This window comes from Cutibacterium sp. LaCa_255 (genome assembly GCF_057458005.1).
In genome coordinates this window covers 888654-914948 of sequence record NZ_CP190956.1, presented here as the reverse complement: position 1 = coordinate 914948, position 26295 = coordinate 888654, and the positions used below count along the sequence as shown (strand labels likewise).

General features: G+C 64.4%; 21 protein-coding genes. 6 read left to right on the top strand and 15 right to left on the bottom strand.

What is annotated here, in order from left to right; translation table 11 throughout:
* Nucleotides 1–58: 58 nt before the first annotated feature.
* The 14 genes from ACP8ML_RS04060 to mraZ all read right to left on the bottom strand — a co-directional run bounded on the left by ACP8ML_RS04060 (nucleotide 59) and on the right by mraZ (nucleotide 16368).
* Nucleotides 59–844, bottom strand: coding sequence for a purine nucleoside phosphorylase YfiH/LACC1 family protein (locus ACP8ML_RS04060; RefSeq protein ID WP_117189289.1), 786 nt, complete (start codon nucleotides 842–844; stop codon nucleotides 59–61).
* A gap of 1 nt (nucleotide 845) precedes the next feature.
* Entirely contained in the window at nucleotides 846–2099 is a 1254-nt protein-coding gene (gene ftsZ, locus ACP8ML_RS04055; protein WP_065673935.1) for a cell division protein FtsZ, read from the bottom strand.
* A 121-nt stretch (nucleotides 2100–2220) separates the two neighbouring features.
* Nucleotides 2221–2934, bottom strand: coding sequence for a cell division protein FtsQ/DivIB (locus ACP8ML_RS04050; protein WP_004811798.1), 714 nt, complete (start codon nucleotides 2932–2934; stop codon nucleotides 2221–2223).
* Nucleotides 2934–4349: a UDP-N-acetylmuramate--L-alanine ligase gene (murC, locus tag ACP8ML_RS04045; protein WP_065673934.1), complete on the bottom strand. Its 1416-nt coding sequence runs from the start codon at nucleotides 4347–4349 to the stop codon at nucleotides 2934–2936. The genes ACP8ML_RS04050 and murC overlap by 1 nt, the downstream gene beginning before the upstream one ends.
* A 31-nt stretch (nucleotides 4350–4380) precedes the next feature.
* The gene (gene murG / locus ACP8ML_RS04040) at nucleotides 4381–5484 is read right to left on the bottom strand and encodes an undecaprenyldiphospho-muramoylpentapeptide beta-N-acetylglucosaminyltransferase (protein WP_065673933.1); all 1104 of its coding nucleotides are present in this window, start codon (nucleotides 5482–5484) and stop codon (nucleotides 4381–4383) included.
* 37 nt (nucleotides 5485–5521) lie between these two features.
* The gene (gene ftsW, locus ACP8ML_RS04035; RefSeq protein WP_171048592.1) at nucleotides 5522–6697 is read right to left on the bottom strand and encodes a putative lipid II flippase FtsW; all 1176 of its coding nucleotides are present in this window, start codon (nucleotides 6695–6697) and stop codon (nucleotides 5522–5524) included.
* Nucleotides 6698–6812: 115 nt separating this feature from the next.
* Nucleotides 6813–8309, bottom strand: a complete 1497-nt coding sequence (murD, locus tag ACP8ML_RS04030; protein WP_065673932.1) for a UDP-N-acetylmuramoyl-L-alanine--D-glutamate ligase — start codon at nucleotides 8307–8309, stop codon at nucleotides 6813–6815.
* Nucleotides 8291–9361 (bottom strand): phospho-N-acetylmuramoyl-pentapeptide-transferase, encoded by a 1071-nt coding sequence (gene mraY / locus ACP8ML_RS04025; protein ID WP_016667320.1) that lies wholly within the window; start codon nucleotides 9359–9361, stop codon nucleotides 8291–8293. The genes murD and mraY overlap by 19 nt, the downstream gene beginning before the upstream one ends.
* The gene (locus ACP8ML_RS04020) at nucleotides 9358–10815 is read right to left on the bottom strand and encodes a UDP-N-acetylmuramoyl-tripeptide--D-alanyl-D-alanine ligase (protein ID WP_221268918.1); all 1458 of its coding nucleotides are present in this window, start codon (nucleotides 10813–10815) and stop codon (nucleotides 9358–9360) included. Before ACP8ML_RS04020 ends, mraY begins: the two co-directional genes overlap by 4 nt.
* Nucleotides 10812–12401 carry a UDP-N-acetylmuramoyl-L-alanyl-D-glutamate--2,6-diaminopimelate ligase gene (locus ACP8ML_RS04015; RefSeq protein ID WP_446333904.1) on the bottom strand — a complete coding sequence of 530 codons (1590 nt, stop codon included), beginning with the start codon at nucleotides 12399–12401 and terminating at the stop codon, nucleotides 10812–10814. The genes ACP8ML_RS04020 and ACP8ML_RS04015 overlap by 4 nt, the downstream gene beginning before the upstream one ends.
* Nucleotides 12398–14185 (bottom strand): peptidoglycan D,D-transpeptidase FtsI family protein, encoded by a 1788-nt coding sequence (locus tag ACP8ML_RS04010; protein WP_021108643.1) that lies wholly within the window; start codon nucleotides 14183–14185, stop codon nucleotides 12398–12400. The genes ACP8ML_RS04015 and ACP8ML_RS04010 overlap by 4 nt, the downstream gene beginning before the upstream one ends.
* A 137-nt stretch (nucleotides 14186–14322) precedes the next feature.
* Nucleotides 14323–14676 (bottom strand): cell division protein FtsL, encoded by a 354-nt coding sequence (gene ftsL / locus ACP8ML_RS04005; RefSeq protein ID WP_036976532.1) that lies wholly within the window; start codon nucleotides 14674–14676, stop codon nucleotides 14323–14325.
* Between the two features lie 107 nt (nucleotides 14677–14783).
* Entirely contained in the window at nucleotides 14784–15797 is a 1014-nt protein-coding gene (gene rsmH, locus ACP8ML_RS04000) for a 16S rRNA (cytosine(1402)-N(4))-methyltransferase RsmH (protein WP_065673930.1), read from the bottom strand.
* A gap of 142 nt (nucleotides 15798–15939) precedes the next feature.
* On the bottom strand, nucleotides 15940–16368 hold the full coding sequence (gene mraZ, locus ACP8ML_RS03995; RefSeq protein WP_015583001.1) for a division/cell wall cluster transcriptional repressor MraZ: 429 nt from the start codon (nucleotides 16366–16368) through the stop codon (nucleotides 15940–15942).
* A gap of 279 nt (nucleotides 16369–16647) precedes the next feature.
* Here mraZ and ACP8ML_RS03990 point away from each other — a divergent pair, with 279 nt between their 5' ends.
* Genes ACP8ML_RS03990 through ACP8ML_RS03980 form a run of 3 tightly spaced genes read left to right on the top strand, consistent with a single transcriptional unit; the run spans nucleotide 16648 to nucleotide 21130 of the window.
* A complete protein-coding gene (locus tag ACP8ML_RS03990; protein ID WP_065673929.1) occupies nucleotides 16648–17691 on the top strand; it encodes an AAA family ATPase in 1044 nt (347 codons plus the stop codon).
* Complete coding sequence (locus ACP8ML_RS03985) at nucleotides 17688–18914, top strand: DUF58 domain-containing protein (protein ID WP_117189292.1); 1227 nt, start codon at nucleotides 17688–17690, stop codon at nucleotides 18912–18914. Before ACP8ML_RS03990 ends, ACP8ML_RS03985 begins: the two co-directional genes overlap by 4 nt.
* Nucleotides 18911–21130, top strand: a complete 2220-nt coding sequence (locus ACP8ML_RS03980; protein ID WP_117189293.1) for a transglutaminase TgpA family protein — start codon at nucleotides 18911–18913, stop codon at nucleotides 21128–21130. The genes ACP8ML_RS03985 and ACP8ML_RS03980 overlap by 4 nt, the downstream gene beginning before the upstream one ends.
* Nucleotides 21131–21156: 26 nt before the next feature.
* Here the strand turns inward: ACP8ML_RS03980 and ACP8ML_RS03975 are convergent, their stop codons facing one another.
* Nucleotides 21157–21588, bottom strand: coding sequence for a DUF3040 domain-containing protein (locus ACP8ML_RS03975; RefSeq protein WP_065673926.1), 432 nt, complete (start codon nucleotides 21586–21588; stop codon nucleotides 21157–21159).
* 125 nt (nucleotides 21589–21713) lie between these two features.
* Here ACP8ML_RS03975 and gcvT point away from each other — a divergent pair, with 125 nt between their 5' ends.
* From gcvT to gcvP, 3 genes are read left to right on the top strand one after another with little or no spacing between them, the layout of a single operon-like run.
* Nucleotides 21714–22829 carry a glycine cleavage system aminomethyltransferase GcvT gene (gene gcvT, locus ACP8ML_RS03970; protein WP_117189294.1) on the top strand — a complete coding sequence of 372 codons (1116 nt, stop codon included), beginning with the start codon at nucleotides 21714–21716 and terminating at the stop codon, nucleotides 22827–22829.
* A 44-nt stretch (nucleotides 22830–22873) separates the two neighbouring features.
* Nucleotides 22874–23245: a glycine cleavage system protein GcvH gene (gene gcvH, locus ACP8ML_RS03965; RefSeq protein WP_065673924.1), complete on the top strand. Its 372-nt coding sequence runs from the start codon at nucleotides 22874–22876 to the stop codon at nucleotides 23243–23245.
* Nucleotides 23245–26235, top strand: coding sequence for an aminomethyl-transferring glycine dehydrogenase (gcvP, locus tag ACP8ML_RS03960; RefSeq protein WP_117189295.1), 2991 nt, complete (start codon nucleotides 23245–23247; stop codon nucleotides 26233–26235). Before gcvH ends, gcvP begins: the two co-directional genes overlap by 1 nt.
* Nucleotides 26236–26295: the final 60 nt, after the last annotated feature.

Sequence of the window (26295 nt, the reverse complement as noted above, 5' to 3'; positions counted from 1 at the left end):
CCACGGTTTGACGAGACACGCGAACTGCTGACACATCATGGACCGGCGCGATCCGTCCTCACCGAGGGTTGGAAGTCCTCCACACCAGGCCGGCAAGACGTCCCGCACCGTGATCCCTCCGGTGGGAGAACAGATCTTGTCCCTCAAAAGTACATGGGTCAAGCCCGACTGCTGCCACGCCCAGGGACTCCAGCTGGACCAGGGCGCCGGCACCCAAATCAAGGGCCGGAGTCCCTCGACGAGTCACGGCCCGGGTTGCCGGGTACTCGGCCCACACCTGCTCTGCCATGTCAGCGGGGACCTCATAACAGTTGCCGCAAATATGAGGCCCCACCCATGCCAGCAGGTCAGTGGCTCCCATGTCTCGCATGGCGCTGACGGTGGCCGGAAGGACCCCCGCCAGGAATCCCACTCGACCGGCGTGAGCAACCCCGATGACACCAGTTTTCGGGTCAGCCAGCACGACGGGCATGCAATCGGCGACCCGAATGGCCAGTGCGACCCCGGGGAGGACGGTGACCATGGCATCAGCGACGGGGAGTTTCCGCTGGCCTGCGACGCGGTCTCCAAGATAGCGTTGCGGAGTCCACCCCCCGACGTCGTCAGCCCCGACTCGCCACACGTCCTTGCCGTGCACCTGATGACAGACCATCACCGGACCAAGACCGAGGCGGGCACGCAGCGCCTCCAGGTGCTCGAGAACGGCGGGATCCTCGTCAGTGCGTCCGAGATTGAACCCGTCAAAACCGTGACCCCCCAGGCCCCGGCCGGCAGGGTCGACGCGATCCGTGAAGGCGACCCCAACGCCATTGTTGGCGTCGGGGTCGATGACGAATCTCAGCACGTCACTTCAAGAAGTCGGGGATATCCAGATCATCCTCGGGCTCATCGACCTGCGGACGCTCGTCCTGCTGCTGGACCGGCTGGTTCAACTGCTCCGGCTGGGAGGGACGATGACCGAACGGGCTGCCCTGGGTCTGCGGACGAATCGGGGTCGGCTGCTGGTTGCCGCCGCCCTGACGGTTCGCGCTGGAGGCAGATCCGGACGGGGCTGCCCCGGTACCAAAGACTCCTGCCGAGGAACGATTGCTCATTGCCGGACGGGAGGCCGGACGCTGGCTGATGCCAGGTTGCTTGGTGCTGGTGGGCTGGCCATTCTCGAACCCGGCCGCGATAACCGTGACGCGCACCTCATCGCCGAGGGCATCGTCGATGATGGTGCCGAAGATGATGTTGGCCTCGTCGTGAGCGGCGGCCTCGATGAGATTGGCCGCACTGGCGACCTCGAACAGACCGAGGTCGGAGCCACCGGCGATGGACAGCAGTACGCCGCGAGCACCGTCGATGGACACCTCGAGCAGCGGGGACGAGATGGCCATCTCGGCGGCAGCACGGGCGCGGTCCTCGCCAGAGGCACGTCCGATGCCCATGAGGGCCGATCCGGCGTTCGACATGACCGACTTGACGTCGGCGAAGTCCAAGTTGATCTGACCCGGCGTCGTGATGAGGTCGGTAATGCCGGAAACACCTTGCATCAGCACCTGGTCGGCCTGTTTGAAGGCGTCCAGGATGGCGATCTGCTGGTCCGTCATATCCAACAACTTGTCGTTGGGAATGACGATGAGGGTGTCGACCTCGTCGCGCAGATTGCCGATACCGGACTCGGCCTGGGACGAACGGCGGTGGCCCTCGAAGGAGAACGGGCGGGTCACGACACCAATGGTCAGGGCCCCGAGGGAACGAGCAATCTTGGCGACGACGGGAGCAGCACCTGTGCCAGTCCCACCGCCCTCACCGGCGGTGACGAAGACCATGTCGGCGCCCTTGAGGGACTCCTCGATCTCGTCAGCGTGATCCTCGGCAGCCTGACGTCCCTTGTCAGGGTCCGCACCTGCACCCAGTCCTCGGGTGAGGTCCCTGCCGATGTCGAGTTTGACGTCGGCATCGCTCGTGAGGAGGGCCTGGGCATCGGTGTTGACGGCGAGGAACTCAACTCCCTTGAGTCCCGCCTCGATCATGCGGTTAACGGCATTGCAGCCGCCACCGCCTACCCCCACGACCTTGATCACGGCGAGGTAGTTCTGGGATGGAATAGCCACTGGAGTTCTGCCTCACTCTTGTCTGACGGACCGGTCTAGGGCAAGGGTATGAGCACGTCAGAGGGGTGTCCAACGCCGTAGGCCACCTTGACCTCGACCCTCAACCCCGGCTTGAGACTGCTCACCGAGAGGTCGGATGCTCCGGGGATGAGACGTCGAAACGGGTTGCCTTGACATTGAGCATCGCGGCGGTGACCTTGCCCTTGAGCTCGGACTGATCCGCCGATCCCCACACCACCGTCCGCTTACCGGACAACACCACGACGATGGCGTCACGAGACTTGGCCTCGACGTGGTCGACCTGTCGCCTCAGCTCGACGGGGAAGGAATCAGCCACGGTTGCGACGTCGCGCAGCAGGGCACGATTGCCCGACGACGTCGTGGCCCACACCACCTTCGGGGTCGGCTTGGCCGTCCGGTTGAAGATCGCCCCGGTGGGGTCAATCCACAGGTATCCCCCAGGAGTCTTCACCTGATACGAGACCTTCAACTCGGTGACGTCGATGACGAGGGTGTGAGGCCACTTCCGGTGCACCTCAGCCTGGTGGACGATGTCCATCGAGGTGACGCGAGCAACGACCTCGTCAGTGTTGACCCGCGCCAGGGGCTGGCCTTTCTGCACCTTGGCGGCCTGCTCGACCTGGGAGACCGTGACCAGATGCGTTCCGTGAACCTCGACGGTGTCGACGCTGAACACGGAGGAACTGCGCACCACCCAGATCGCCACCAGGATGAGGACCACCACCGCAGCGACGATTCCTGCGATGATCTGGTTGCGACGTCGGCGGCGTCGGCGTCGCAACTCGATGGCAACGTTGATGTCGGAAACCGGCATCAGGACTTGTCCTCCAGCAATCCCACCAGAACTGGACCCACCAAGGTGACGTCTCCAGCTCCCAGGGTGATGACGAGGTCGCCGGGCCGCACCTCTTCGGCAAGAGCCTCCGGGAGGTCCTGCTTGTCAGGAACGTAGCGGGAATCACCACCTGCCGCGATGACCGCATCGTGCACCATCTCGCCCGTGACCCCAGGAATCGGGTCCTCCCGGGCGGGGTACACGTCAGAGACGATGACGCGGTCAGCCAGGGTGAGGGCCTGGCCGAACTCCTCGGCGAAGTCCCGGGTACGGGAGAACAGATGAGGCTGGAAACAGGCGATGACCCTCCCCTGTCCGGTCACTGCGCGGCGAGCAGCCCCGAGAGTGGCGCGCAGCTCGGTCGGATGGTGGGCGTAATCGTCGAAGACTGCCACGTCACCGACGCATCCCACCAGCTGGAAGCGCCGCAGGGTACCTGTGAAGGCGCCAATTCCCGTCAGGAGTTCGTCATGGTCAATCCCCAGCAGGGAGCCGACGCAGTAGGCGGCAGCAGCGTTGGAGACGTTGTAGCGGCCGGGAACCTGGAGTTCGATGCGACCCCGGGTGGACCCGTGGACGAGGGTGGCCGAGGCCGTCGTGCCCTCCAGGTCGAGGTCGACGAGCTGGACCTCTGCCTGCTCCGACTCACCGTAGGTGACCACCTTGACCGTTCCGGTGCTCTCCAGGCGAACCGCCAGCTCGGCCGCCCCCGGATCATCGACATTGGTGACGACATAGCGCACCTCGGGGCGGGTTGCCATCGAGATGAAGCCATCGAAGTAAGCCTGCGGGGTGCCCCAGTTGTCGAGGTGGTCAGCTTCCACATTGGTGACGACGACGATCTGGCTGGGGTACTGCAGGAAGGAGCCGTCGGACTCGTCAGCCTCGACGACGAAGACCTCCCCCCCACCCAGGTGGGCCGACTCTCCGGTGGATGCCAGCGGTGAACCGATGACGTAGGACGGATCAGCTCCGGCATGATCGAGCATGGTGGCGACCATTCCGGTGGTCGTCGTCTTGCCATGGGTACCGGCGATCGAGACACCCTCACGACCCAACATGAGGGCAGCCAGAGCGGCCGAGCGGTGCCAGACGCGCAGGCCGAGACGATTGGCCTCCACCAGCTCCGGATTGTCAGGACGGATCGCCGAGGAGACCACGACCGTGCGAGCCCCGGCCAGATGGGCAGGGTCATGGCCCACCCAGGTCTGGACCCCAGCAGCTGCCAGATCACGCAGGTTGGCTGAATCGACCTGGTCGGAGCCGCGAACGTCCACTCCCATGTCGTGGTAGATCCGCGCCACACCGCTCATTCCGGCTCCGCCGATGGCGATGAAGTGAACCGGCCCAATGGTGCTGGGGCCGAGCAGCTCGACAGGTTCCCGCAATGACATGAGTTTTCTCCTCGAACAGTCGTCGGGTCGATCACTTCGAATTGGTGGCCGAGATCACCCGTGCCGCCATCTCCTCAGCGGCATGGGCAGGCATGAGTCCCCGTCCGGCAGCTGACATTCTGGTCAGCGCATCGGCGTCATGGATACGCGCGGTCTCGGCGAGGAGCCGCTGGGCATCCAGTTCCGCGTTCGTGACGACGACACCAGCCCCGGCGTCAACGGCCGAGGTGGCATTGCGCGCCTGTTCGCCATTGCCGTGTGGCAATGGAACGTAGATCGTCGGCAGGCCGACGGTCGCGGTCTCCACCACTGTTCCAGCTCCGGAACGAGCCACCATCAGGTCGGCAGCCGCGTACGCACTGGCCATGTCGTCAACATATCCGACCGGCAGCCAGGCAGCTCCCGTCGTTTCATCAACGATCTTGGTGTTGCCCTTGATGTTCTTCGGGCCCACGACGTGGAGGATTTGCACACCGTCGGCAAGGAGGGTGTCACGTGCTGCGACGACGGCGTCATTGATGGCGACCGCTCCCTGAGATCCTCCGGAGACAAGCAGGGTGGGACGGTCGGTGTCCAGTCCCAGATCGGCGCGAGCGCGGGCACAACGCCCGGCTCGATCCGCGTCGCTGGAGTCTGCCAGGTCAGTGATCTGCGTGCGCAGCGGCATACCGACGAAGGTGCCCTTCGGCAACGGGGTGTCGGGGAACGCCGTACCGACGAAAACCGCAAACCGCGCGGCGATCTTGTTCGCCAGCCCGGGAACAGCGTTCTGCTCGTGAATGACGACGGGGATCCTGGCTTTCCTGGCAGCCAGGTATGCAGGCAACGAGACGTAACCGCCGAAGCCAACGACCACATCAGCCCGGCGCTGCTTGAGCACCGCACCTGCCTTCCGTACCGCTCCGGCCAACCGACCAGGAACCTTGAACAGATCCGCGTTCACCGTGCGCGGCAGCGGCACCGGAGGAATCATGTCGAGCTCGAGACCGGCCTCGGGGATCACTCGTCCCTCAAGACCCTTCGGCGTCCCGATGCAGGAGACCGTGACGCCACGCTCCTGCAGAGCCTTCGCGGTGGCAATAAGGGGAGATGTGTGGCCAGCCGTTCCTCCGCCAGCCAGAACAACGTTCACCATGGGTACTCCTCGGGGGGAATGGGATATGGCGTCGAGATCAGCCACGATTACCTCCGTCGACGACACTCGTCACACGGGCGGGCTCAGTGCGTCGGGAAGCCTCAGTACTGCGCCGAGCGTCTGGCTCGGTACGGGCACACGCCAAGATGATGCCTACCGCCAACAACACCGACACCAAGGCCGATCCACCGATAGAGATGAAAGGAAGCGGCACGCCGACGACCGGCAACAGATTCAGTGAGACAGACATGTTGATGATCGCCTGGGCCGCAATCCATGCGGTGGCCGTCGATGCGGCCGAACGACGGAAGAGAGAGTCCTGGCGCATCGCCGTCCTCACTCCTGCCCACACGAGCAGGGTAAACAGCAGGATCACGCCGAGGGTGCCGAGCAGACCCATCTCCTCACCGAGGACGGCGAAGACGAAGTCGTTCTGCGCACCGTCGTAGAGTCCTCCCCACTTCTGACGGGACGCACCGATGCCGACCCCCCACCAGCCACCGGTCGCCAGGGCGTAGATCGCCGAGAGCGGCTGCTGGGAGGTCGTCGCGCCATTGTCAGGATGCAGGAAGGACAGCACGCGCTGAGCTCGGTAGGGAGTGATCGCGATGAGCATCAGGATCGCCAGCAGGCCCAGACCGATGAGAGCGCCCAAATAACGTTTCGGCACGCCGAATCCCCACATCTGCGCCAACATGATGAGTCCGATGATCATCGTCGTCCCAAGGTCTCCCTGAGCGACGACCAGCAACCCGATGACCCCATACAGCGCAAGATAAATGCCCACGCCTTTGGACGTCGCCATCTCGTCTCGACGCGACGCCATGTAGCTGGCCCCGATGAGGACCAGCGCGAACTTCGCGAACTCCGAGGGCTGCAGGCTGACCGGGCCGAGAGCCAGCCACGACTGGTTCCCCTTGCCAGCGTCCGATCCCAGGGGGGTCAGCACCATTACGAGCATCAGGCAGACGACGGCGTAGGTCAGCCCGCCGAGTTGGCGCAGATGTGCTTCCGACAACCGGGACACCACCGCCGAGGCAATCGCTCCGACGACGAGGAAGAGGATCTGGCGAATGGCGAAGTGGTAGGGCCCGCGTCCGAGCGACTGGGAGTACACCGAGGACGAGGACAACCCCATCAACGCTCCGATGCCGCACAGCAGCACGGTGGTGGCGAGGATGACGTAGTAATCCAGGAAGGGTTGAGTCAGCAAGCCACCTGAGGATCCGTCACCGCTGTCGAGTCGCAGGAAGTGTGTCAGCCAGCTGGCGGGGGTCCGGCGTCGGGCTCCATTCATCTGCCGAGGAGTCCGGGTGTCGACCGACTTCTCAGCCATCAGCATCCGGCCCGTCAATCTGTCGTGCCGCGCTGACGAAGTCGTCACCGCGGGCAGCATATCCAGGCCAAATGTCGAGGCTCGCGCACCCCGGAGCCATCAAGACGGTGTCGCCGGCGCGGGCCATCTCGGCCGCCTCGCGAACTGCCTTGGCCATGCATTCTCGCGACATGTCATCGATGACGACGACGGGGACATGCGGGGCGTGCTCGGCCAAGGACTTGGCGACGACGTCACGGTCGGTTCCCAGCACGATGGCTCCGCGCAGCTTCTCGGCGTGGGTGGTGACCAGGTCGTCAAAGTTGGTGCCCTTGGCCTGGCCTCCGGCGATCCACACGATGTGCTCGAAGGCGCGCATCGAGGAGTTCGCGGCGTGAGGGTTGGTGGCCTTGGAGTCGTCGACCCAGGTGATGCCACCAGCTTTATGGACGGTCTCGATCCGGTGCCCGCCAAGGTGGAGGTCGCGCAGACCCTGACCCACGGCGCGGGCCGGCACGCCGAAGGAGCGAGTCAGGGCAGCTGCCGCCAAGGCGTTCTCGACATTGTGTGGGGCGAAAGGACGGACGTCATCGAGGTGGGCCAGCTCCATGGCGGAGGTCGCCCGCTGGTCGACGAAGGCACGGTCGACGATGAGATCATCGACGACACCGATCATGGAGGGGCCGGGGATTCCGGTAGTGAAGCCGATGGCGCGAGCTCCCTCGACGACATCTGCCTCCTCGACCATGTGCTCGGTCGCGGGGTCGGCGACATTGTAGACGCAGGAATTCGTCACCTGGTGATAGATCCGAGCCTTGTCAGCCGCATAGGAGGCGAAGGGGTCATCCTCGTGGGCATACCACTCCAAATGATCCTGCTGCAGATTCAGGACGGCAGCCGAGTGCAGGGAGAGGGAATTCGACCAGTGCAGCTGGAAGCTGGAAAGCTCCACGGCGAAGACGTCGTAGTCGATCTCGTCGGCCATCGCCTCCAGGATGGGCCGACCGATGTTACCGACGGCGCAGGCTCGCAACCCCGCCGCGTTGAGAATCGACTCGGTCATCTGGGTGGTCGTCGTCTTGCCATTGGTGCCAGTGATGGCAAGCCACGGGACGACGCGGTCCGGATGCATGAGACGCCAGGCCAGTTCTGGCTCTCCCCAGACTGGAATCCCCTGGAGTAGAGCACTGGCCACCAAGGACTGGATCGGACGCCACCCCGGGGACACGATGACGAGGTCGGTGCCCTCAGGAAGTTCAGCTGCCGCCCCAGCCCCCAGTCGCACCTCGGCACCGAGCACCTCGAGCAGCCCGCCTTTGTCGCGATGACCATCGTCGTCGGAGTCGTCGAGCACGAGCACCGTGGCATCGAGCTCGAGCAGGGCGTCGGCAGCGGCGTAACCAGAAGTACCCAGACCGGCGACGACGACGTGTACTCCCGACCAGTCGAACAGCCGGTCGGCCGAGCTCAGATCAACCTTTCCGGAGAACGTCACTGTCCCGCCACCCATTCTGCGTAGAAGATTCCCAGGCCGGCCGACACGGCCAGACCGCAAATGATCCAGAACCTGATGACCACGGTCACCTCAGCCCACCCCTTCAACTCGAAGTGGTGATGCAACGGGGCCATCTTGAAAACTCGTTTTCCACCGGTGAGTTTGAACACACTCACCTGGAGCATCACCGAGATCGTCTCGATGACGAACAGTGCGCCGATGATGACCAACAGCAATTCGGTACGGCTGACGACAGCCATACCCGCAACAGCGCCACCGAGAGCCAGGGACCCGGTGTCACCAAGGAAGATCTTGGCCGGCTTCGCATTCCACCACAGGAAACCGAAACAGGCTCCTGCGATGGCAATGGCCACCACGGCGATGTCGTGCGGATCACGCACTGCGTAGCAATGGTTGCCGGCAGTAGTCGGACGCGAACACCACTGGTTGAACTGCCAGATGCTCAGCAAAGTGTAGGCGCCGAAGACCATGGTGGTGGCCCCCGTCGCCAACCCGTCCAGGCCGTCGGTGAGGTTCACCGCATTGGAACTACCAGCAATGAGCAGGATCACCCAGATGATGCCCAACCAGACAGGCAGATGAAGCCAGGAGATGTCGCGCAGGAATGAGATCGCCGAGGAACCCGGAGTGACTCCGTGGGTATCCGGGAAGTACATCACTCCGATGGCGAAGGTGACGGCAACAAACGCCTGTCCAAGCAGTTTTCCCCTGGGTTTGAGGCCCAATGAGCGCTGTTTGGAGATCTTCGTCCAGTCATCGAGGAATCCGATGAATCCCAGACCGGCGAAGAGCCAGAGGACCATTACGGCTGAGAGAGTCGGGTGGGTCCAGGTCACTAGATGCGCGACGATGTAGGCTAACAGAACCGACACAATGATGACGGCACCGCCCATGGTCGGGGTGCCCTTCTTCGTCTTGTGGGTGGTCGGGCCGTCGTCGCGAATGAACTGGCCGTATCCTCTTGCGGCGAGCCAGTGGATGAACCATCGCGTGCCGACAAGGGTGCCGATCATCGACACCGCGCCGGCGAGCAGGATGTTCTTCACGCCTGGGCCTCCCTATCCTCGAACACAGCGCGCCCCACCCGTTCCAGCGCCAGGCCTCGGGATGCTTTGAGGAGAACGACATCGTGCGAGGTCCAACTTAGCGACTCAGCAGCCTCTTCCACGGTGGTGACGAACACATGTGCGCCTTCTGCGCACGCGCCGGCAGCAATGTTCTCGGCCTCATCACCGACCGCGATGACGACGTCAAACCCGACCTGAGCAGCACGTCGACCTGATTCGGCATTGAGTTCAGGGGAATCCTTGCCGAGCTCAAGCATGTCGCCAAGCACAGCGATGCCACGGGTTTGGGGATCAGCGGCCCGGCGAGTCGCGAGGACGTGACCCATGGCTTTCAAGGAAGCAGCCATCGAGTCAGGGTTGGCGTTGTAACAGTCCTCAACCAGCACCAGGCCATCAGCTCGCTCACGCAACTGCATCCTCATGGCAGACCGCGACACAGCCTTGCTCAAGGCCTCGGCAATGCGACCGACAGTGTCCCCGTCGACAGCGCCATTGAGCTCCAGAGCTGCCAGCGCTGCAGCAGTGGCGGCAACAGCATTGGCGACCTGGTGGGCCCCCATCGTCGTCAACCGGACCCGACTGGTCCAGGTCGACTCGCCCCTGCGAACACCCAGGGTGAAGGAGTGACGATCCAGATCGTCAGAAGTGATCGACTCCGCCCACACCTCGACCTCGGCATCCGGGCGCCGGTGATCGGCATCAGGGCTGAACCATGCGATGTGGCCACTGGTCCGCGGGGCCATCCCAGCCACCAGTTCATCGGCAGCATTGAGGACAGCCCAGCCGTCAGAGCTGAGAGCCTCGACGATTTCGCCCTTGGCCTGGGCGATGACCTCACGGGATCCGAACTCGCCCAGGTGGGCGGTCCCGATGTTGAGGACCATGGCGACGTCGGGGGTGACGATGGAGGTCAGCCACGAAATGTGGCCGAGTCCGCGAGCCCCCATCTCGGAGACGAGGAATGCGGTCTCCTCGTTGACGCGGCATGCCGTTAGGGGCACGCCGATCTCATTGTTGAACGACCCCACCGGAGCCACCGTCGGGCCAAAGGCCTCGAGAACCTGGGCCAGCATGTCCTTGGTGCTCGTCTTGCCGCTGGACCCAGTGAGAGCAATGGTCCGCAGACCACGGCATCGCTCGGTGCCCACGACGTGACGGGCCAATCGAGACAGTCCGGCCTGGCCGTCGTCAACGATGAGGTGCGGCAACTGGGCGTCGGTGGCGCGCGTACCCATCACGGCAGCCGCGCCAGCTTCCTGAGCAGCCTTCGTGAAGTCGTGTCCGTCCGCCCGGGCGCCAGGCAGAGCGACGAAGAGAGCCCCCGGAGTCACCTCACGGGTGTCGATGACGACGTCGGGGCCCACCTGCGCAGAGCCGTCAACCGGTTCGGCCCCGACCCATGGGGAAAGGGTGGCAATGTCGACAACTCTCATCGGGTCTGATCCTCCTCGACCTGCCGAGCCATGGTGCGCCATTCAGCTCGGATGACCTCACGATCGTCGAATGGCAGCACCTCGCCGCCAACATGTTGTCCGGTCTCGTGCCCCTTGCCGAGCACGCAGATGACGTCTCCGACCTCGGCCATTCTCAAGGCCTCGTTGATCGCCTCACGACGGCGTCCGCCATCGACGACGATGACACCATCCTCGGCGGCCTCGTGGGCACCCTCCAACACCGCTGCGCGGATCGTTGCCGGATCCTCAGTACGTGGGTTGTCGTCGGTGATGATGACGACGTCGGCCCTCTCAGCCGCAACATCACCCATGGGGCCACGCTTAGCGGCGTCACGGTCTCCCCCAGCACCCAGGACGGCGATGAGACGCCCCCCGTCGACCGAGGACCGTGCCGCATCAAGGGCGGAGGCAATCGCCTGCGGAGTGTGCGCGAAGTCGACCAGAGCGGTCGGTGAGTCAGGGCCGAGGTCGACGCGCTCCATCCGACCTGGCACCTGAGCAGACGACAATCCGTGCGCAACCTCGTCGAAGGAGAGCCCTGCGGCCTCCAGCATTGCCAGGGCCATGACCGCGTTGCGGACGTTGAACTCACCGGGCAGGGACAATTCGAGAGTGCGCTCCCCCGACGGGGTCGTGACCTCGAGGACGGCCCCGTGCGGTCCCGGATGCCACGACGTCACCTGATAGTCGGAGGGTTCGTGGATCGACGTCGTCACGGCCGTGACGCCACTGGCCTGCATCCTCTCGACGAGTTGACGTCCACGCGGGTCGTCAACGTTGATGACGCCGAGCCGGGCCAGGTTCGAGGTGAACAGACGAGCCTTGGCCTCGAAGTAATCATCGAGGGTCTTGTGGAAGTCAAGATGATCGCGACCGAGGTTGGTGAAGGCAGCGACATCGAAACGGGTGCCGTCGACCCGTTGCAGGGCGAGGGCGTGGGAGGAGACCTCCATGACGACGTCGGTCGCTCCCCTCTCAGCCATGGCGCCGAAGAGACCTTGGAGATCCGGAGCTTCCGGGGTCGTCACTGTGGTACGAGCGCTCGGCAACTCGACACCGTCGAGCTGGAACCCAATCGTCCCGATCGTCCCGACGTGGCGTCCAGCAGCTCGCAGACCTGCCTCCACCAGGAAGGCCGTCGTCGTCTTGCCATTGGTACCAGTGACACCGAACATCGTCATGGCATCAGCGGGATGGCCGAAGATCTTGGCAGCCGCGACCGCCATCGCAGCCCGGGGATCCGGGACGACGATGATCGGCACACCGGCATCCGCAGCGAGGGTCGCACCCTCGTCGTCAGTGAGGACTGCCACCGCACCGGACTGTGCTGCCGAGCCAGCGAATCGAGCCCCATGGGCGTGGAGACCGTGCAGACCGACGTACAAGTCGCCGTGACGTACCTGACGGGAGTCCAGGGTGATCCCGCTGATCGCAGGACCGTTCTCATCGGCCCGACACCCGTCGAGCTCGGCCACCAGATCACCCCACGCAATGGAATTCACCTCCGAAGGCCGCAGGGCGGTGTCTGCAGGTGATGTGAGGGTGGGAGTGGGTTCAGGGCTCACGGCTGGTACTCCAAGGGTTCCTTGCGCGCTTTGTCGGTGGACGGTTGCACACCGTAGCGCGGCAGGGCGACGGACATCAGTTGCCGCGCCGCCGGCTGCGCCACCTCCGTACCTGTGTGTCCGTTGGTGGGCTGGTTGATGACGACATAGGTGAGAATACGCGGCTTCTCGATGGGAGCGACGGCGATGAATGAGGAGATGTAACCGCGATAGCAGTGGCATTGCGGGTCAACACGCTGCGCAGTACCCGTCTTTCCCCCCATTCGGTAATCCGGGATCGGTCGGCCCTTGGCCGTCGAGACGACGTTCTCCATCATGTCGCGGACCTGCTCGGAAGCCTGCTGGGAGATCACTCGGCGGGTCGTCGTGTCAGGGATCTCAGCAGGTTCACCGTGACCGTCGACAGCTGATTTGATGATCGTCGGGGAGTGGTATACACCACCGTTGACGATGCCAGCCACCGCAGCAGCCTCCTGGATCGCGGTCACCGACAACCCCTGGCCAAAGGCCACCTGGTCACGGGTGTAGTCGGGCATGTCCGGTTTGGGAATCTGGCCGTGGGCCTCGCCGGGAAGACCGATCCCGGTAGGTGCCCCTAGGCCGAAGGACTTGAGGTAGGAGGCCATCGTCCCCTTGTCGAGGTTTCGGGCGAAGAGGGTCGTCCCGATGTTCGAGGAGTGCACGAAAACACCGCGAGCGGTCAGGTGCTCGGTGCCGTGGGGCTCGGCATCCGTGATCTTGCCGCCCCCGGAGGACAAGGCCGGAGGAACGACGATGTGGGTATCGGGAGTGAGGACTCCCTGGTCGGTGAGGGCGGCCATCGTCAGTACCTTCTGGACCGACCCCGGCTCGTAGGCATCCTGGATGGTCCGATTGCGGGTCTGGCTCTCCTTGGCCTTCCCCGGCTTGTTCGAGTCGAAGGTGGGCATCGACACCATGGCGAGTACCTCGCCATTCGTCACGTCCATCATGATGATCTCGCCACTCTTGGCCTTGGCGTTCTTGATGGCCGTGCCCAGTGCCTGCTGGGCCATGAGCTGTAGCTGTGCGTCAAGGGTCAGAGCGTAACTGGTGCCATTGACGGCAGGAACGAGGGTGTTGGATCCCAGCGGGATGCGTCCCCACGTCGAAGCTTCGTAGGACTCCTTTCCGGGCACACCTGCCAAGGCCTTGTCGTGGCTGTGTTCGAAGCCGCCAGCGCCCTTGCCCTCGGCATTGACGAATCCGACGACATTGGACGCCACCTTCCCGGAGGGATAGGTGCGGATCGGGTCATTCGAGCTGAAGATCCCGTACCATTCCCCCTCCTTCATGTCCTTCTTGATGAGGTCGAAGGTGTAGCTGTCGACGTGGTGACGCACCACCGAGTAGCGGCTGAGATTGCCCTTGGAGTCGGTGGCCGTGAGAGCCTTGCGGTAATCCTCCGGACGTCCGCCGAGGTGCTTGGCCAGGATCTTGGCAATCGCCTTGGGGGCTGCAGCGGCTTTCTCCCGCTGGGTACGACTCATGGTGACCCGCTCGTCAACGCCATTGCGCGAGATCATGCGAGGGTCGACGAATACCAACACGGCCGGCTGAGTCTGCGCCATGACGGTGCCATTGCGATCAGTGAGCCGTCCGCGGTCGGGCTGCAGGTCGTATGTGTACTTCATCCGCGCGGCCGCCGAGGCCGCGTACGCAGGAGCCTCGATGGCCTGCAACTGCAGAGCGCGGCTGGCCAGACCGATCGCGAGCACGAGGAATGCCGCCATGATGATCGTCAGACGGCCTCGTTGGGAGGCCATCCGTGGGGCTGGCCTCGCGCTCGACGCAGGACGACCCGGACGGTAACCGGGGCGCGATGGCGCGGATCCACGCCCGGGCGCAGGCGGTCGGGCGGAACCGGGACGCCGGGTCGGACCCGTGGAACGCCGGAAATCGCTCACGGCTGACCCAGCTCTGGCTTGGCCGTCTCACCGATGAGTCCTGGTGCTTCCTTGCCGTCAACCCTCGTCTGGGTTCCCATCACCTTGCCAGTGCGCAGATCAATGTAAGAGCCGTAGGGATTCGGCCTCATGCCGAGCTTCTTGGCCTCTTCCTGCAGGTTTTGCGGTCCTCGCAAGTGATCGACCTCAGCCCCGAGCACGGCCTGCTGGTGCTGCAGGACGTTGAGATTGCGCGTCTCCTGGGCAATCTGCATGGACTGTGCCTGGATTGTGGTGTTGAGCACCAGGAGACCGGCCAACCCGGCAGCCAGCATGACGACGATGAGGATGGCGAAGCCGAGCCGTCCCATCCTCTGCTGCTGAACCCGCCGTGGCAGGGCTCGCAGCACCGGACGTAGCGGGGCGGTACGCGCTGCGGCAACCTTGGCCGGGTGGGGACGCGGTGCTGGTTCGGCGCTCATCGGCTCTCCTTCGTCGCATGCTGAGAACTAACGAATCCAGGACGGACCCGCTCAATGACCCGCAACCGTGCTGACGCGGATCGTGGATTCGTGGACACCTCGTCGGCGTCAGGACGTTCAGCTCCTCGAGTGACAGGGCTGAACTTGGCTGCCATTGACTCCGGGACCATCGGCAGACCCGCTGGCGCGGTGTCGGCGCAAGCGTCCCGGAAGACTTCCTTGACTGGCCGATCCTCCAGGGAGTGGTAAGCGAGAACTGCCATCCGGCCGCCGACGGCGAGCCGGTCGAGTGCTCGGGGAAGTACCGCTGGAAGGGTCTCCATCTCGCGGTTGACGGCAATACGCAGTGCCTGAAAGGTGCGCTTGGCGGGATGCCCCGAGCGCTTGTGCCGAACAGCGGCGGGGATCGCCTCGGTGATGATGTCGACGAGGCGTCCGGAGGTCTCAATGGGTTGACGATCCCGCTCTGCGACAATGGCCCGCACGATGCGATCGGCGAACTTCTCCTCGCCGTACTCGCGCAGGATCCGCACCAGGTCGCCTGGGGCGGATGCGTTGACGATCTCGGCGGCAGTACGTCCACCGGACTGGTCCATGCGCATGTCCAGCCGGGAATCGACGGAGTATGAGAACCCGCGGCCCACCTCGTCGATCTGCAGGGAGGACAGCCCCAGATCGAGCAGCACCGAATTCACGTGCCCCAGCCCAAGGTCATCGAGGACTTCGGGGAGCTCGTCATGGACGGCATGGACGAGATGGACGCGATCCCCGAACGGCTCGAGTCGCGCACCCGCCATGGCCAGGGCCTGCTTATCCCGGTCGATACCGACGAGCCGCACGTGAGGAAACTGTTTCAGAACAGCTTCGGCGTGACCTCCCATACCAAGGGTGCCATCAAGGTGAACGGGGTTCTCGCCCTCGAGGGCTGGGGAGAGAAGGTCGAGAATGCGGGTGCGCATGACAGGGATGTGAACGGCATCGCCGGCAATGGCATCGGTCGCCATGAGCATCCCCTCCCCGGCATGGTCTGCCAGCAACGTCTTCGACCGGTGTCGACGACCCGTGGTCCGGGGTTCCGTTCCGGCTGGACCACCTGGCACAGGGGAAGTTGTGTCAGGGGGCCCGGTCGGACCGGAGCCGCGGATCACGCGATCACTGTTCGGCGAAGACCTCCTCGTTCATGTCGGCGAAGATCTCCTCCTGGGCTTCGGAGTACTTCTCCCACTCGGTGGCGTCCCACACCTCGACACGGGTGATCGCACCCACCACGACGATCTCCTTGTCGAGACCGGCGTAGCGCCTCAGCATCGACGGAATCATGACCCGCCCTTGCTTGTCCGGAGTGGTGTCACTGGCACCGGCTGCCAACATGCGCTGGTAGTCACGAACTTTCTTGACACTCACCGAACCCTTAGCGATCTCCCGGGTCGTCTCCACGAAGGTTTCGGTCGGGTAGATCGCCAGACACCTGTCCTGGCCTCTGGTGATGACCAACCCGTCGTCCAACTCGTCGCGGAACTTCGCCGGTAGGAAGAAGCGGCCTTTTTCGTCGAGCTTTGGAGTGTGCGTACCCAGGAACACCGGGCACCTCCTTGCTCCACGATCGGGGCGATCTCCTCCACTTGCCTCCACCATACTCCACAATGCTCCACTAAGTCACCATCCCAACTCCTCGACCTCCACTTCCCACCACTCCCACCGCGTGATGACGCGGTGAAGTGGGTGTCAGAAATGTCAATGTGAGTCCGAGAAAGTCGTTCGCCCCTGTTTGGAGGACCGCGACAGCGAGAGGGGCATCACCGTCAGAAGGCCCGGATAGCATGGGCTCCGGCCACTGCCGTGCACGCAAGGAGGATTCCGTTGAGCCACGAAGAACTGCAGCCGGTCCATCCGGCCCATGCCCAACCCCTCGGCGACGTCGCAGCCCCAACAGCGACGATTGACGACGTGGTGGCCGCCACGAATGCCATCCGCTCGGCTGTGGCCGGGGTCATCGAGGGCAAGGACGGACGCATCGACACCGCCCTCGTGGTGCTGCTCGCCCAAGGCCATCTCCTGGTGGAGGACGTACCCGGCGTCGGCAAGACGATGCTTGCCCGTGCGCTCGGCCGCGCCATTGACTGCACCGTGCACCGCATCCAGTTCACTCCGGACCTGCTGCCCTCCGACATCACCGGCGTCAGTGTCTATGACCAGGAGAAGAGGGAGTTCGTCTTCAAACCCGGAGGAATCTTCGCCAACATCGTCGTCGGTGACGAGATCAACCGGGCCTCCCCCAAGACCCAGTCCGCTCTCCTCGAGGCGATGGCCGAGCGTCAGGTCTCGGCGGATGGTCAGACTCACGTCCTTGACGCCCCCTTCATGGTGGTGGCCACCCAGAACCCCCTCGAGATGGAGGGCACCTACCGCCTGCCGGAGGCTCAGCGAGACCGCTTCATGGCCCGCATCACCATGGGCTACCCGACTCGCCCCGCCGAGCTCGCCATGCTCGAACACCACGGTGCAGCCTCACCTCTCGACGAGGTCACCCCGGTCACCGACGCCGTGACGGTTCGGGGTCTCATCTCGGCTGTTCTCGGAGTCCACGTGGCAACCGACATCCATGAGTACGTCCTGGACATTGTCGCTGCGACCCGCAGTCACGAATCCATTCGGTTGGGGGCGTCTCCACGCGCGGCCCTCCACCTGGTTCGGGCCTGTCGCGCTCGCGCTGCCATGAATGGTCGTGACTACGTCATTCCTGACGACGTCCAGGCCCTCGCCGCCCTGGTCCTGGCTCACCGTCTGGTGCTCTCAGGACGCAGCGGGGTTGCGAGCCACGACACTGCTCGAGCAGCCGAGTCCCTCGTCAACTCAATCATGCGTCAGGTGCCGTTGCCCGAGCGAACCCATCAGGACCGATGAATTTCCCGTCGGCGTCGAACTCCCCTCGCCGCTGGGGGATTCTCACCGCAAGGGGTCGTGCCGTCGGAATCGTCGGCATCGTCCTGGCGGTCATCGGCTTGAGCATTGATCAACGGGACCTGGCCCGGATCGGCATACTCCTCATCCTCCTGCCCTTGGTCGCCATTGCTGTCGTGGCATGGTTTTGTCCACGGGTCCGAACCACGCGGAGTCTGGCTCCGGTGCAGATACCGTTGGGGTCCGAGGCCGTCGAGACGGTGACGGTGGAGCGTCGTGGAGGATTGCCGCTGGGAGCGGCACGATTCACTGACACTCTGCCCGCCGCCCTGGGCCAGGCTCGGTGGTCAGCCGGAATGATTCAGACGCCCGTCGTGCCCACCACTCGTGGCCGATTCACCATCGGGCCCGTCATGATGCGTACCGTCGACCCCTTCGGCATGGCCTGTCGCCACTCCGACCTCGGGGAGACAGCGGAAGTCGTCGTGACACCGAGAATCGTCAATCTGGGCACTTCTGGAGAGCTCGGTAGCCAGGGCTTCGCCGCCAGATCCTCCGCCGTCAATGCCGGTAGGCGTGGTCCCGACGACGCCATGGTGCGCGATTGGCACACCGGGGACTCGGTGCGACGTATCCACTGGCGATCCACGGCACACCGCGGCGACCTCATGGTTCGTCGTGAGGAGCAGGCCTGGAATCCGTCGGTGGTGGTCGTGCTGGACTCCCGCGCTCATCACCACGCCGGCACCGGCCCCAACGCCTCCTTCGAGTGGGCCGTCAACTCAGTGGCGTCCATAGCCGCTCGGCTCAAGACGGACGGATACGTCACTCACGTCTGCGATTCGTCCGGTCCTCTCACCGGTGATCTCCTCGAGGCACTCGTCGACGAACCGCTACGTCCCGACATCACTCTTGATGAGGCGGTCGAATCCTGCCGTGGAATTGACGGCCCAGCCATCGCGATCCTCGGCAGGCTGGAATCGGCTGACGTCGCAGATCTCGTGGACCTGAGACGAGACCGCGTTGCTGGACTCGCTCTTGTCCTCGACGCCGACACCTTCACGGCCCGGCGGTTCCGAGGAACCGTCGAGCAGGCCGCGGAACACGAACGAGCCCTGACCGAGCTGTCCGACGCCGGGTGGACGGTTGTCCCCGTCAATTCCCGCACCTCCGTCGAGACAGCATGGCGCCAGCTGCTCCACGACGGGAGGACGGCTATCTCATGAGCAATCCACGTCGCGCTACCCAGCCTGAATCCCGGCTCTCGGAATTCCTCGGACCGGTCGAGCAGCCACCCGAGTACTCCCACGGGGTGGCGATCCATCTTGCGGTCGCGCTAGCCATGATTCTGGCAACCCTGTCGCTGTCGGGTCTCACCGCCGACCCCTGGTACTGGGTCGGACCGACGGCCATCATCGTCGTCATCGAAGCCGTAGCCCTGCTGTGCCGACGTCATCGTTGGGACCACGCCGAGGTGCAAGGCGTACAAGCCGTCCTCGTCCTCGTCATCGCCGCCGTGATGGGAGGAATCTGCGCATCCACTGCCGGTTCGTCAGGCAGTTTCCCGTTCAACTTCCTGCATCTCTACCGAGACACCATCACCCTCATCCAGACAACCGACGGCCCGCTGCCTCCGTCGATCGGCGTCATCTGGTTGGTGACGACAGTGGTCGGCGTCCTCACCGTCGTGACGGATCTGCTCACCATCACCTTGGAGAGCCCGGGCTGGTCCCTCGCCCCGCTGTTGGCAACACATCTCCCCGCTGTCCTGACAGCCACCAGCGACGCCCCGTGGTGGAGTTTCACCTTGGTCGCAGGCAGCTGGCTCCTCATCCTCGCCGTCGATCACGCACTGCGCGACGGCGGCCGACTGACCGGACCGTCAGCGGTCATCGTCGGAGCCATCACCATCGCCCTCGCGACGGTTCTCGCGACCATCGCCCCGGTGTGGGGCCACGTCGACCTGGCTCGCCCGTCAGGAGCCTCCTCGGCCCCGGTGCACATGAGTGATCCCACCATCGATCTGCGCCGCAACCTCCACAACAAGTCAACGGCATCGGTGATCGACTACATCACCAACAGTCGTGACGGCGAGTACCTGCGCATGACCTCTCTGCCCAAGATGACGGATCGAGGGTGGGGACTCGTCCCGGTCAACCTGGAGCACTCTGCTCCCGGAAAGGTTCCGGGACTGACCGGTCATTCGCAGACCCGCACCGTCGACGTCACCGTCAACGGCTTCTCATCGCAGTACCTTCCGGCTCCTTACGGTCCGATCGATGCTGACGTCGACCAGACCTGGGCCTGGGACCCCGACAGTCTGACGATCGTCTCGACCTCTGCCGATCGCGACCATGCGACTGACGACATGCAGTACAGCATCTCCGCCGAGGAGCCGGACCCTGATCCAGCGACCTTCGACGAGGCGAAGGCCGGCATTCCTGACGGCACGGTCTACACCGATGTCCCGGACGCAGCGCCTACTGACATCAAGGAGCTGACACACCGAATCGTCAGGGGGAAGACCGCCCCGGTGGCCAAGGCCATCGCCATCCAGAACTGGTTACGTGACGACTCCCGGTTCCATTACGACATCAACGCCCCCGAGGGTAATGGCTTCCAGGTGCTCGAGACCTTCTTGCTGCGGACCCACCGGGGATACTGCATTCACTTCGCCGCGTCGATGGCTCTCATGGCCCGCATCGAGGGGATTCCATCACGGGTTTCCATCGGATTCCTCCCCGGGAGTCACAAGGGCGACAGCTGGAAGGTGCGTGCCAACCAGATGCACGCGTGGCCGGAACTGTACTTCCAGGACTACGGATGGGTGAGGTTCGAGCCGACTGCCGCGGTGGCCCCGGCACCGGCCTGGACCCGTAAGGCCGCAGCCACACAGTCTCCCACTCCGACCCCGTCGACCAGCCCGACTCCCTCGGCCCAGTCATCCGCATCGACGTCATCGACGCCGCCTCCCACGGCGTCCAGCACCCCGACAGCGTCGAGCAGCCCGATTCCCGTCAGCAGCACTGAACACGGCGGCGTTAACTGGCCGCTCCTCCTCGGAGCGCTGATCGTCCTGCTCCTGCTCGTCCTGCCGATGCTCACCCGCATCCTCATCTCGCGACGCCGAATCTCGAGCGGGTCGGCAGCCGACACCTGGCAGGAGCTACGCGGACTGTGGATTGACCATGGATTGCCCTGGCCCGATGGCACGCCTCGCCACCAGGCGACCGCCTTGACCCAGGACATGGACGAGTCCACTGCGCAGGCGGTGAATCGGCTGGCCTTGGCCGAGGAAAGGGACCGCTGGTCGGGCAGGGAAGGTCGTTACGACTCGATGGCTTCCGACCTCATGACGGCCAAGGACTGGCTCGGAAAGATGCACACCCCCAAACCACACTGGTTGGCTGTCTGGATGCCGACATCCCTCTTCATGAGGTGAGAATCACCACGGCTGACGACCGCGTCTCATCGCGACTGACGTCGACGCCACCTCTCCTCCATCCGAGCGGTGAAGGAGTCCGGATTGCTCTCACGGCCCCCACCACGCGGCCGAATGCCATTGCTGCCCGGCATCGTGCCTTGGCCCGTGGACAGCAGAATTCCGACCGCAACGGCCATGATCACGAAACCGACGACGGCGAGGAGGCCACTGCTCATCACGACCCCGCCGACGACCCCTGCCAGACCCAGCACCATCATGCCTGAGCCAAGGAGGATCTGACGGCGACGGGCTTGACGATGCCGTCTCCGCCGCTGCTCCAGGGCATCCCCGGCGGGATGGGGACGACGGGTCGCCGAGGCCTTCCGCGAGAACGATCGGGCAAAGTCAGGATCGTCGGTGGACAGATATTCCTCGAGCTCGGCAAGGCGCCGCTGCTCCTCTGCTGACAAGGGCATCTCGAACTCCTACCTGACCTGCCACGGAGCTTGCGGGGTGAACTCCTTCGTACGTCACCAAGTCTACTTCCTCAGTTCTGGCTGCGGGCAAGCACGCGGTCCCGCGTCATGCCATACTTCCAAGCATGACCACGCTTCGACGTACACCACTGGCGGCCGTATACGAGAGTCTCGGAGCATCCTTCACCGATTTCGCGGGCTGGGACATGCCCGTGCGGTACTCCTCAGACCTGGCTGAACACCACGCCGTCCGCAAGAATGCCGGCATCTTCGACCTGTCTCACATGGGCGAGATCAGGGTCTCCGGGCCCGATGCCGGGGCAGCTCTCGACTACGCCCTGGCAGGCAAACTCTCAGCCGTCGCGGAGGGCCGCGCGAAATACTCCCTCATGCTCACCGAGGACGGGGGCGTCGTCGATGATCTCGTGACCTACCACCTGCCTGACGGTGATTATCTCGTCGTTGCCAACGCTGCCAACACCGAAACCGATCTGACCGAGTTCTCCAAGAGGTGTGCCAGCTTCGACGTCACCGTCTCCGACGAGTCAGCTCAGACGGCCCTCGTCGCAGTGCAGGGACCCAAAGCCGTCGAGATCGTGCTGGCGACCCTGGCGAAGGCCGACACCACCCTCGATTCCGACGAGGTCCGCGACGTCAAGTACTACCGCTGCCTGACCGGACAGCTCGACGGCTCCCCCACGCTCGTCGCCCGTACTGGATACACCGGTGAGGACGGTTACGAGCTTTATGTACCGGCCGAGGCCGCCGAACACCTCTGGAATCTTCTCATGGAGGCCGGCGGCGATGACCTCACCCCGTGTGGGCTCGCCTGTCGCGACACCCTGCGTCTGGAAGCCGGCATGCCCCTCTACGGGCATGAGCTGGGAATCGACATCCATCCCTCCCAGGTCGGCCTTGGGCGAGTCGTCAACTTCAAGAAGGAGGGTGACTTCGTCGGTCGCTCTGCCCTCGAGAACCGCGAGACGACTGATGACCGTGTTCTCGTCGGTCTGGCTGGCGAGGGACGGCGCGCGGCGCGCGCTGGCTACGCCGTCATGAATGAGGGCAAGGAGGTCGGGTCCATCACCTCCGGCATCCTCTCCCCCACCCTGGGCCACCCGATCGCAATGGCTTTCGTAGATCCCGGTGTCGCCGCGGTTGGCACTTCGCTCAGCGTCGACGTGCGAGGCAAGGCCCTCGACGTCACCGTCGTCGAGCTGCCCTTCTACAAGCGTTCCTGACACCGTCCACCAACCCGCCCCCAGACAACCCTTTAGGAGCAGACATGGAACTGTCCGATCTCAAGTACTCCGCCGAGCACGAGTGGGTCGCCGTTGACGGCGACACCGTAACCGTCGGCATCACCGACTACGCCGCCGAGGCCTTGGGCGACGTCGTCTTCGTCGACATTCCCGAGGCCGGCAGCGAGGTCCAGGCCGGATCGGCCATCGGCGAGGTCGAGTCCACCAAATCGGTATCAGACCTCTTCAGCCCGGTGTCCGGTACCGTCTCCGAGGTCAACGAGGCCATCTCCGACTCGCCCGAACTCGTCAACTCTGACCCCTTCGGCCAAGGATGGCTGTTCAAGGTCTCCGGCGGACAGCTCGCCGATGAACTCATGGACCGCGACGCCTACCTCAAGCTCACCACCAAGTGATGACGATGACAGACCACGCTGGGGATCGGCGCGGCCTCGAGGGGCCGCGCCCCTTCTCGAGCCGCCACGTCGGATCCGTTGTCGAGGACCTGCGTCACATCGCCGAGACGGTCGGTGTGACCAGCTGCGAACAGATCGTTCGCGACGCCATCCCGGCTTCCGTCCTCAACTCCGACAGGAATGGCTCCTCCGTCCACACCCCGAGTCTGCCGCCCGCCGCCGATGAGGCAACCGCCCGGGCCGAGCTCGTTGACATCGCAAAGGGTAACCGTGTCACCCGCGCCCTCATCGGACGTGGCTACTACGGAACCCTGACCCCGCCGGTCATCCGTCGAAACATCCTGGAGAACCCCTCCTGGTACACCGCCTACACCCCGTACCAGCCGGAAATCTCCCAGGGTCGTCTCGAGGTCCTGACGATCTACCAGCAGCTCATCACAGATCTCACCGGTCTGGCTCTGGCGAACTCCTCTTTGCTCGACGAGGCCACTGCGGCCTCCGAGGGAATGCTGTTGGCCCGCCGCGCGTCCCGCAAGGTGAAGTCCAACCGTTTCCTCGTCCACACCCACGTCTTCGACCAGGTTCGAGACGTCGTCCTCGGACATGCTGAGGCGGCGGGCATTGAGGTCGTCGAGACGGACCTGCGCAACCCGGAATCCTGGCGACCCGAGGTCGAGGCTGACTGTTTCGGCGTGCTGGCCCCCTACCCGGACAGCACTGGTGCACTGTGGAACCCCTCCGAGGTTTTCGAGGCCGTCCATCAGGCTGGCGGTATCGCCATCGCCGAGTGCGACGTACTGGCCCTGACCCTCATGACTCCTCCCGGAGAACTCGGCGCAGACGTCGCCGTTGGTTCCTCGCAGCGCTTCGGAGTTCCGATGGGCAATGGCGGACCGCACGCGGCATTCATGTCGGTGCGCACTGGCCTGGAGCGTCAGATCCCCGGACGTCTGGTGGGTGTTTCCACGGATGCCGACGGCAATCCTGCCTACCGTCTGGCCCTCCAGACTCGCGAGCAGCACATCAGGCGCGACAAGGCCACCAGCAACATCTGTACTGCCCAGGTGCTCCTTGCCGTCGTCGCTGCCGCCTTCGCCATCTGGCACGGTCCGAAGGGACTCACCCGGATCGCCACGCAGGTACGAGATCGCGCTCAGCAGCTCGCCTCGGCCCTGCGTGCCGGTGGTCTCGACCTCTCAAACGAGCTGTTCTTCGACACCATCCGCATCACCGCCAAGGGTGGTGCCAAGAAGCTGTGGAACAGAGCACGTGAAGGCGGATACACCCTCGATCTCGTCGACGAGGACACCGTCCAGATCGCCGTGGACGAGACGGTCACTCCTGACGAGCTGCGCGAGCTCGCCCAACTGCTGGGCGGCGACAGCGACAGCCTCGAGTCACCGACGGACGACATCTGGCCGGAGGATCTGCGCCGCACGACCGACTTCATGACTCACCCGGTATTCTCGAGCTACCACACCGAGACCGCCATGATGCGTTACCTCAAGAGGTTGGCAGATCGTGACTACGGCCTGGACCGCGGCATGATTCCGCTCGGCTCGTGCACCATGAAGCTCAACGCGGCAGCCGAGATGGATGCCATGACCTGGCCGGCATTCGGCCAGATGCATCCGTTCGCTCCGGTGGAGGACCAGGCCGGAAGCCTGCGACTCATCCGTGACCTGGAGATCTGGCTCGCCGAACTCACCGGCTACGACACCGTCTCCCTGCAGCCCAACGCGGGTTCCCAGGGTGAGTACACCGGTCTGGCAGCTATTCGTGGCTATCACCTGTCCCGCGGGGACACCGAGCGCAATGTGTGCCTCGTCCCGGCCTCGGCACACGGCACCAACGCTGCGTCGGCGGCTCTGGCCGGTCTCAAGGTCGTCGTCGTCAAGTCCAATGACGATGGCACCATCGACCGGGACGACCTGGCTGCCAAGATCGCCGAGAACGAGGGTCGCGTCGCCGCGATCATGATCACCTACCCGTCGACCCACGGCGTCTACGAGGACGGTGTGCGTCAGGTCTGTGACATGGTCCACCAGGCCGGCGGACAGGTCTACATCGACGGGGCGAACTTCAACGCCCTGGTCGGATGGGGACAGTTCGGCCGCATCGGCGGCGACGTGAGTCACCTCAACCTGCACAAGACCTTCGCCATCCCCCATGGTGGCGGCGGTCCTGGTGTTGGTCCGGTGGCGGCCAAGGCACACCTGGCTCCGTTCCTGCCAGGTCACCCGCTCAACCCGCGCAACGAGCACCCACTCAATGGCGGAGGGTCGGTGACCCATGACGGTCACGCGGTGTCCGCAGCCCCCTATGGATCGGTGTCAGTTCTGCCCATCTCCTGGGCGTACCTGCGACTCATGGGTCTCGAGGGCCTGCAGTTCGCGACGGAGGTGGCAGTCCTCAACGCCAACTACATCGCGCATCGTGTTCAGGACAAGATCCCGGTCCTCTACACCGGCCAGAACGGTTACGTGGCTCATGAGTGCATCCTCGATCTGCGCCCGCTGACGGCCGAGACGGGTATCACCGTTGACGACGTCGCCAAGCGTCTCATCGACTACGGTTTCCACGCCCCGACGATGAGCTTCCCGGTCGCCGGAACCCTCATGGTCGAGCCGACCGAGTCGGAGGACCTCGCCGAGCTGGACCGCTTCTGCGACGCGATGCTAGCGATTGTGGAGGAGGCTCGAATGGTGCAATCAGGTCACTGGCCTGCCGACGACAACCCGCTCGTCAATGCTCCGCATCCGGCCGCCCGCCTAGTGGCCGTCGAGTGGAACCATCCTTACTCTCGCGAGTTGGGCTGCTATCCCGGCATGCGTCTGGGCGTGCAGCGCGATCAGGAACGCGGGCTGGACGTCAGCGCCTTCACCCGGATCCAGGCCAAGTACTGGCCTCCGGTGGGCCGAGTCGACAACACCTACGGAGACCGCCACCTGGTGTGCACCTGTCCGCCTCCCGAGGCATTTGAGGACTGATTCGTCGGAGGACCGATCAGAATCACAACTGGCCGGGGCCCGATCCGTGTGGATCGGGCC

Bases quoted from the DNA above. Each gene is read 5' to 3' on its own strand.
- ACP8ML_RS04050 (WP_004811798.1), bottom strand. From the start codon at position 2,934: ATGCCGGTTTCCGACATCAACGTTGCCATCGAGTTGCGACGCCGACGC.
- murC (WP_065673934.1), bottom strand. From the start codon at position 4,349: ATGTCATTGCGGGAACCTGTCGAGCTGCTCGGCCCCAGCACCATTGGG.
- murG (WP_065673933.1), bottom strand. From the start codon at position 5,484: ATGGTGAACGTTGTTCTGGCTGGCGGAGGAACGGCTGGCCACACATCT.
- murD (WP_065673932.1), bottom strand. From the start codon at position 8,309: ATGGGTGGCGGGACAGTGACGTTCTCCGGAAAGGTTGATCTGAGCTCG.
- ACP8ML_RS04020 (WP_221268918.1), bottom strand. From the start codon at position 10,815: ATGAGAGTTGTCGACATTGCCACCCTTTCCCCATGGGTCGGGGCCGAA.
- ACP8ML_RS04010 (WP_021108643.1), bottom strand. From the start codon at position 14,185: ATGGCCTCCCAACGAGGCCGTCTGACGATCATCATGGCGGCATTCCTC.
- ftsL (WP_036976532.1), bottom strand. From the start codon at position 14,676: ATGGGACGGCTCGGCTTCGCCATCCTCATCGTCGTCATGCTGGCTGCC.
- rsmH (WP_065673930.1), bottom strand. From the start codon at position 15,797: ATGCTCATGGCGACCGATGCCATTGCCGGCGATGCCGTTCACATCCCT.
- ACP8ML_RS03985 (WP_117189292.1), top strand. From the start codon at position 17,688: ATGAATTTCCCGTCGGCGTCGAACTCCCCTCGCCGCTGGGGGATTCTC.
- ACP8ML_RS03980 (WP_117189293.1), top strand. From the start codon at position 18,911: ATGAGCAATCCACGTCGCGCTACCCAGCCTGAATCCCGGCTCTCGGAA.
- ACP8ML_RS03975 (WP_065673926.1), bottom strand. From the start codon at position 21,588: ATGCCCTTGTCAGCAGAGGAGCAGCGGCGCCTTGCCGAGCTCGAGGAA.
- gcvT (WP_117189294.1), top strand. From the start codon at position 21,714: ATGACCACGCTTCGACGTACACCACTGGCGGCCGTATACGAGAGTCTC.
- gcvH (WP_065673924.1), top strand. From the start codon at position 22,874: ATGGAACTGTCCGATCTCAAGTACTCCGCCGAGCACGAGTGGGTCGCC.
- gcvP (WP_117189295.1), top strand. From the start codon at position 23,245: ATGACGATGACAGACCACGCTGGGGATCGGCGCGGCCTCGAGGGGCCG.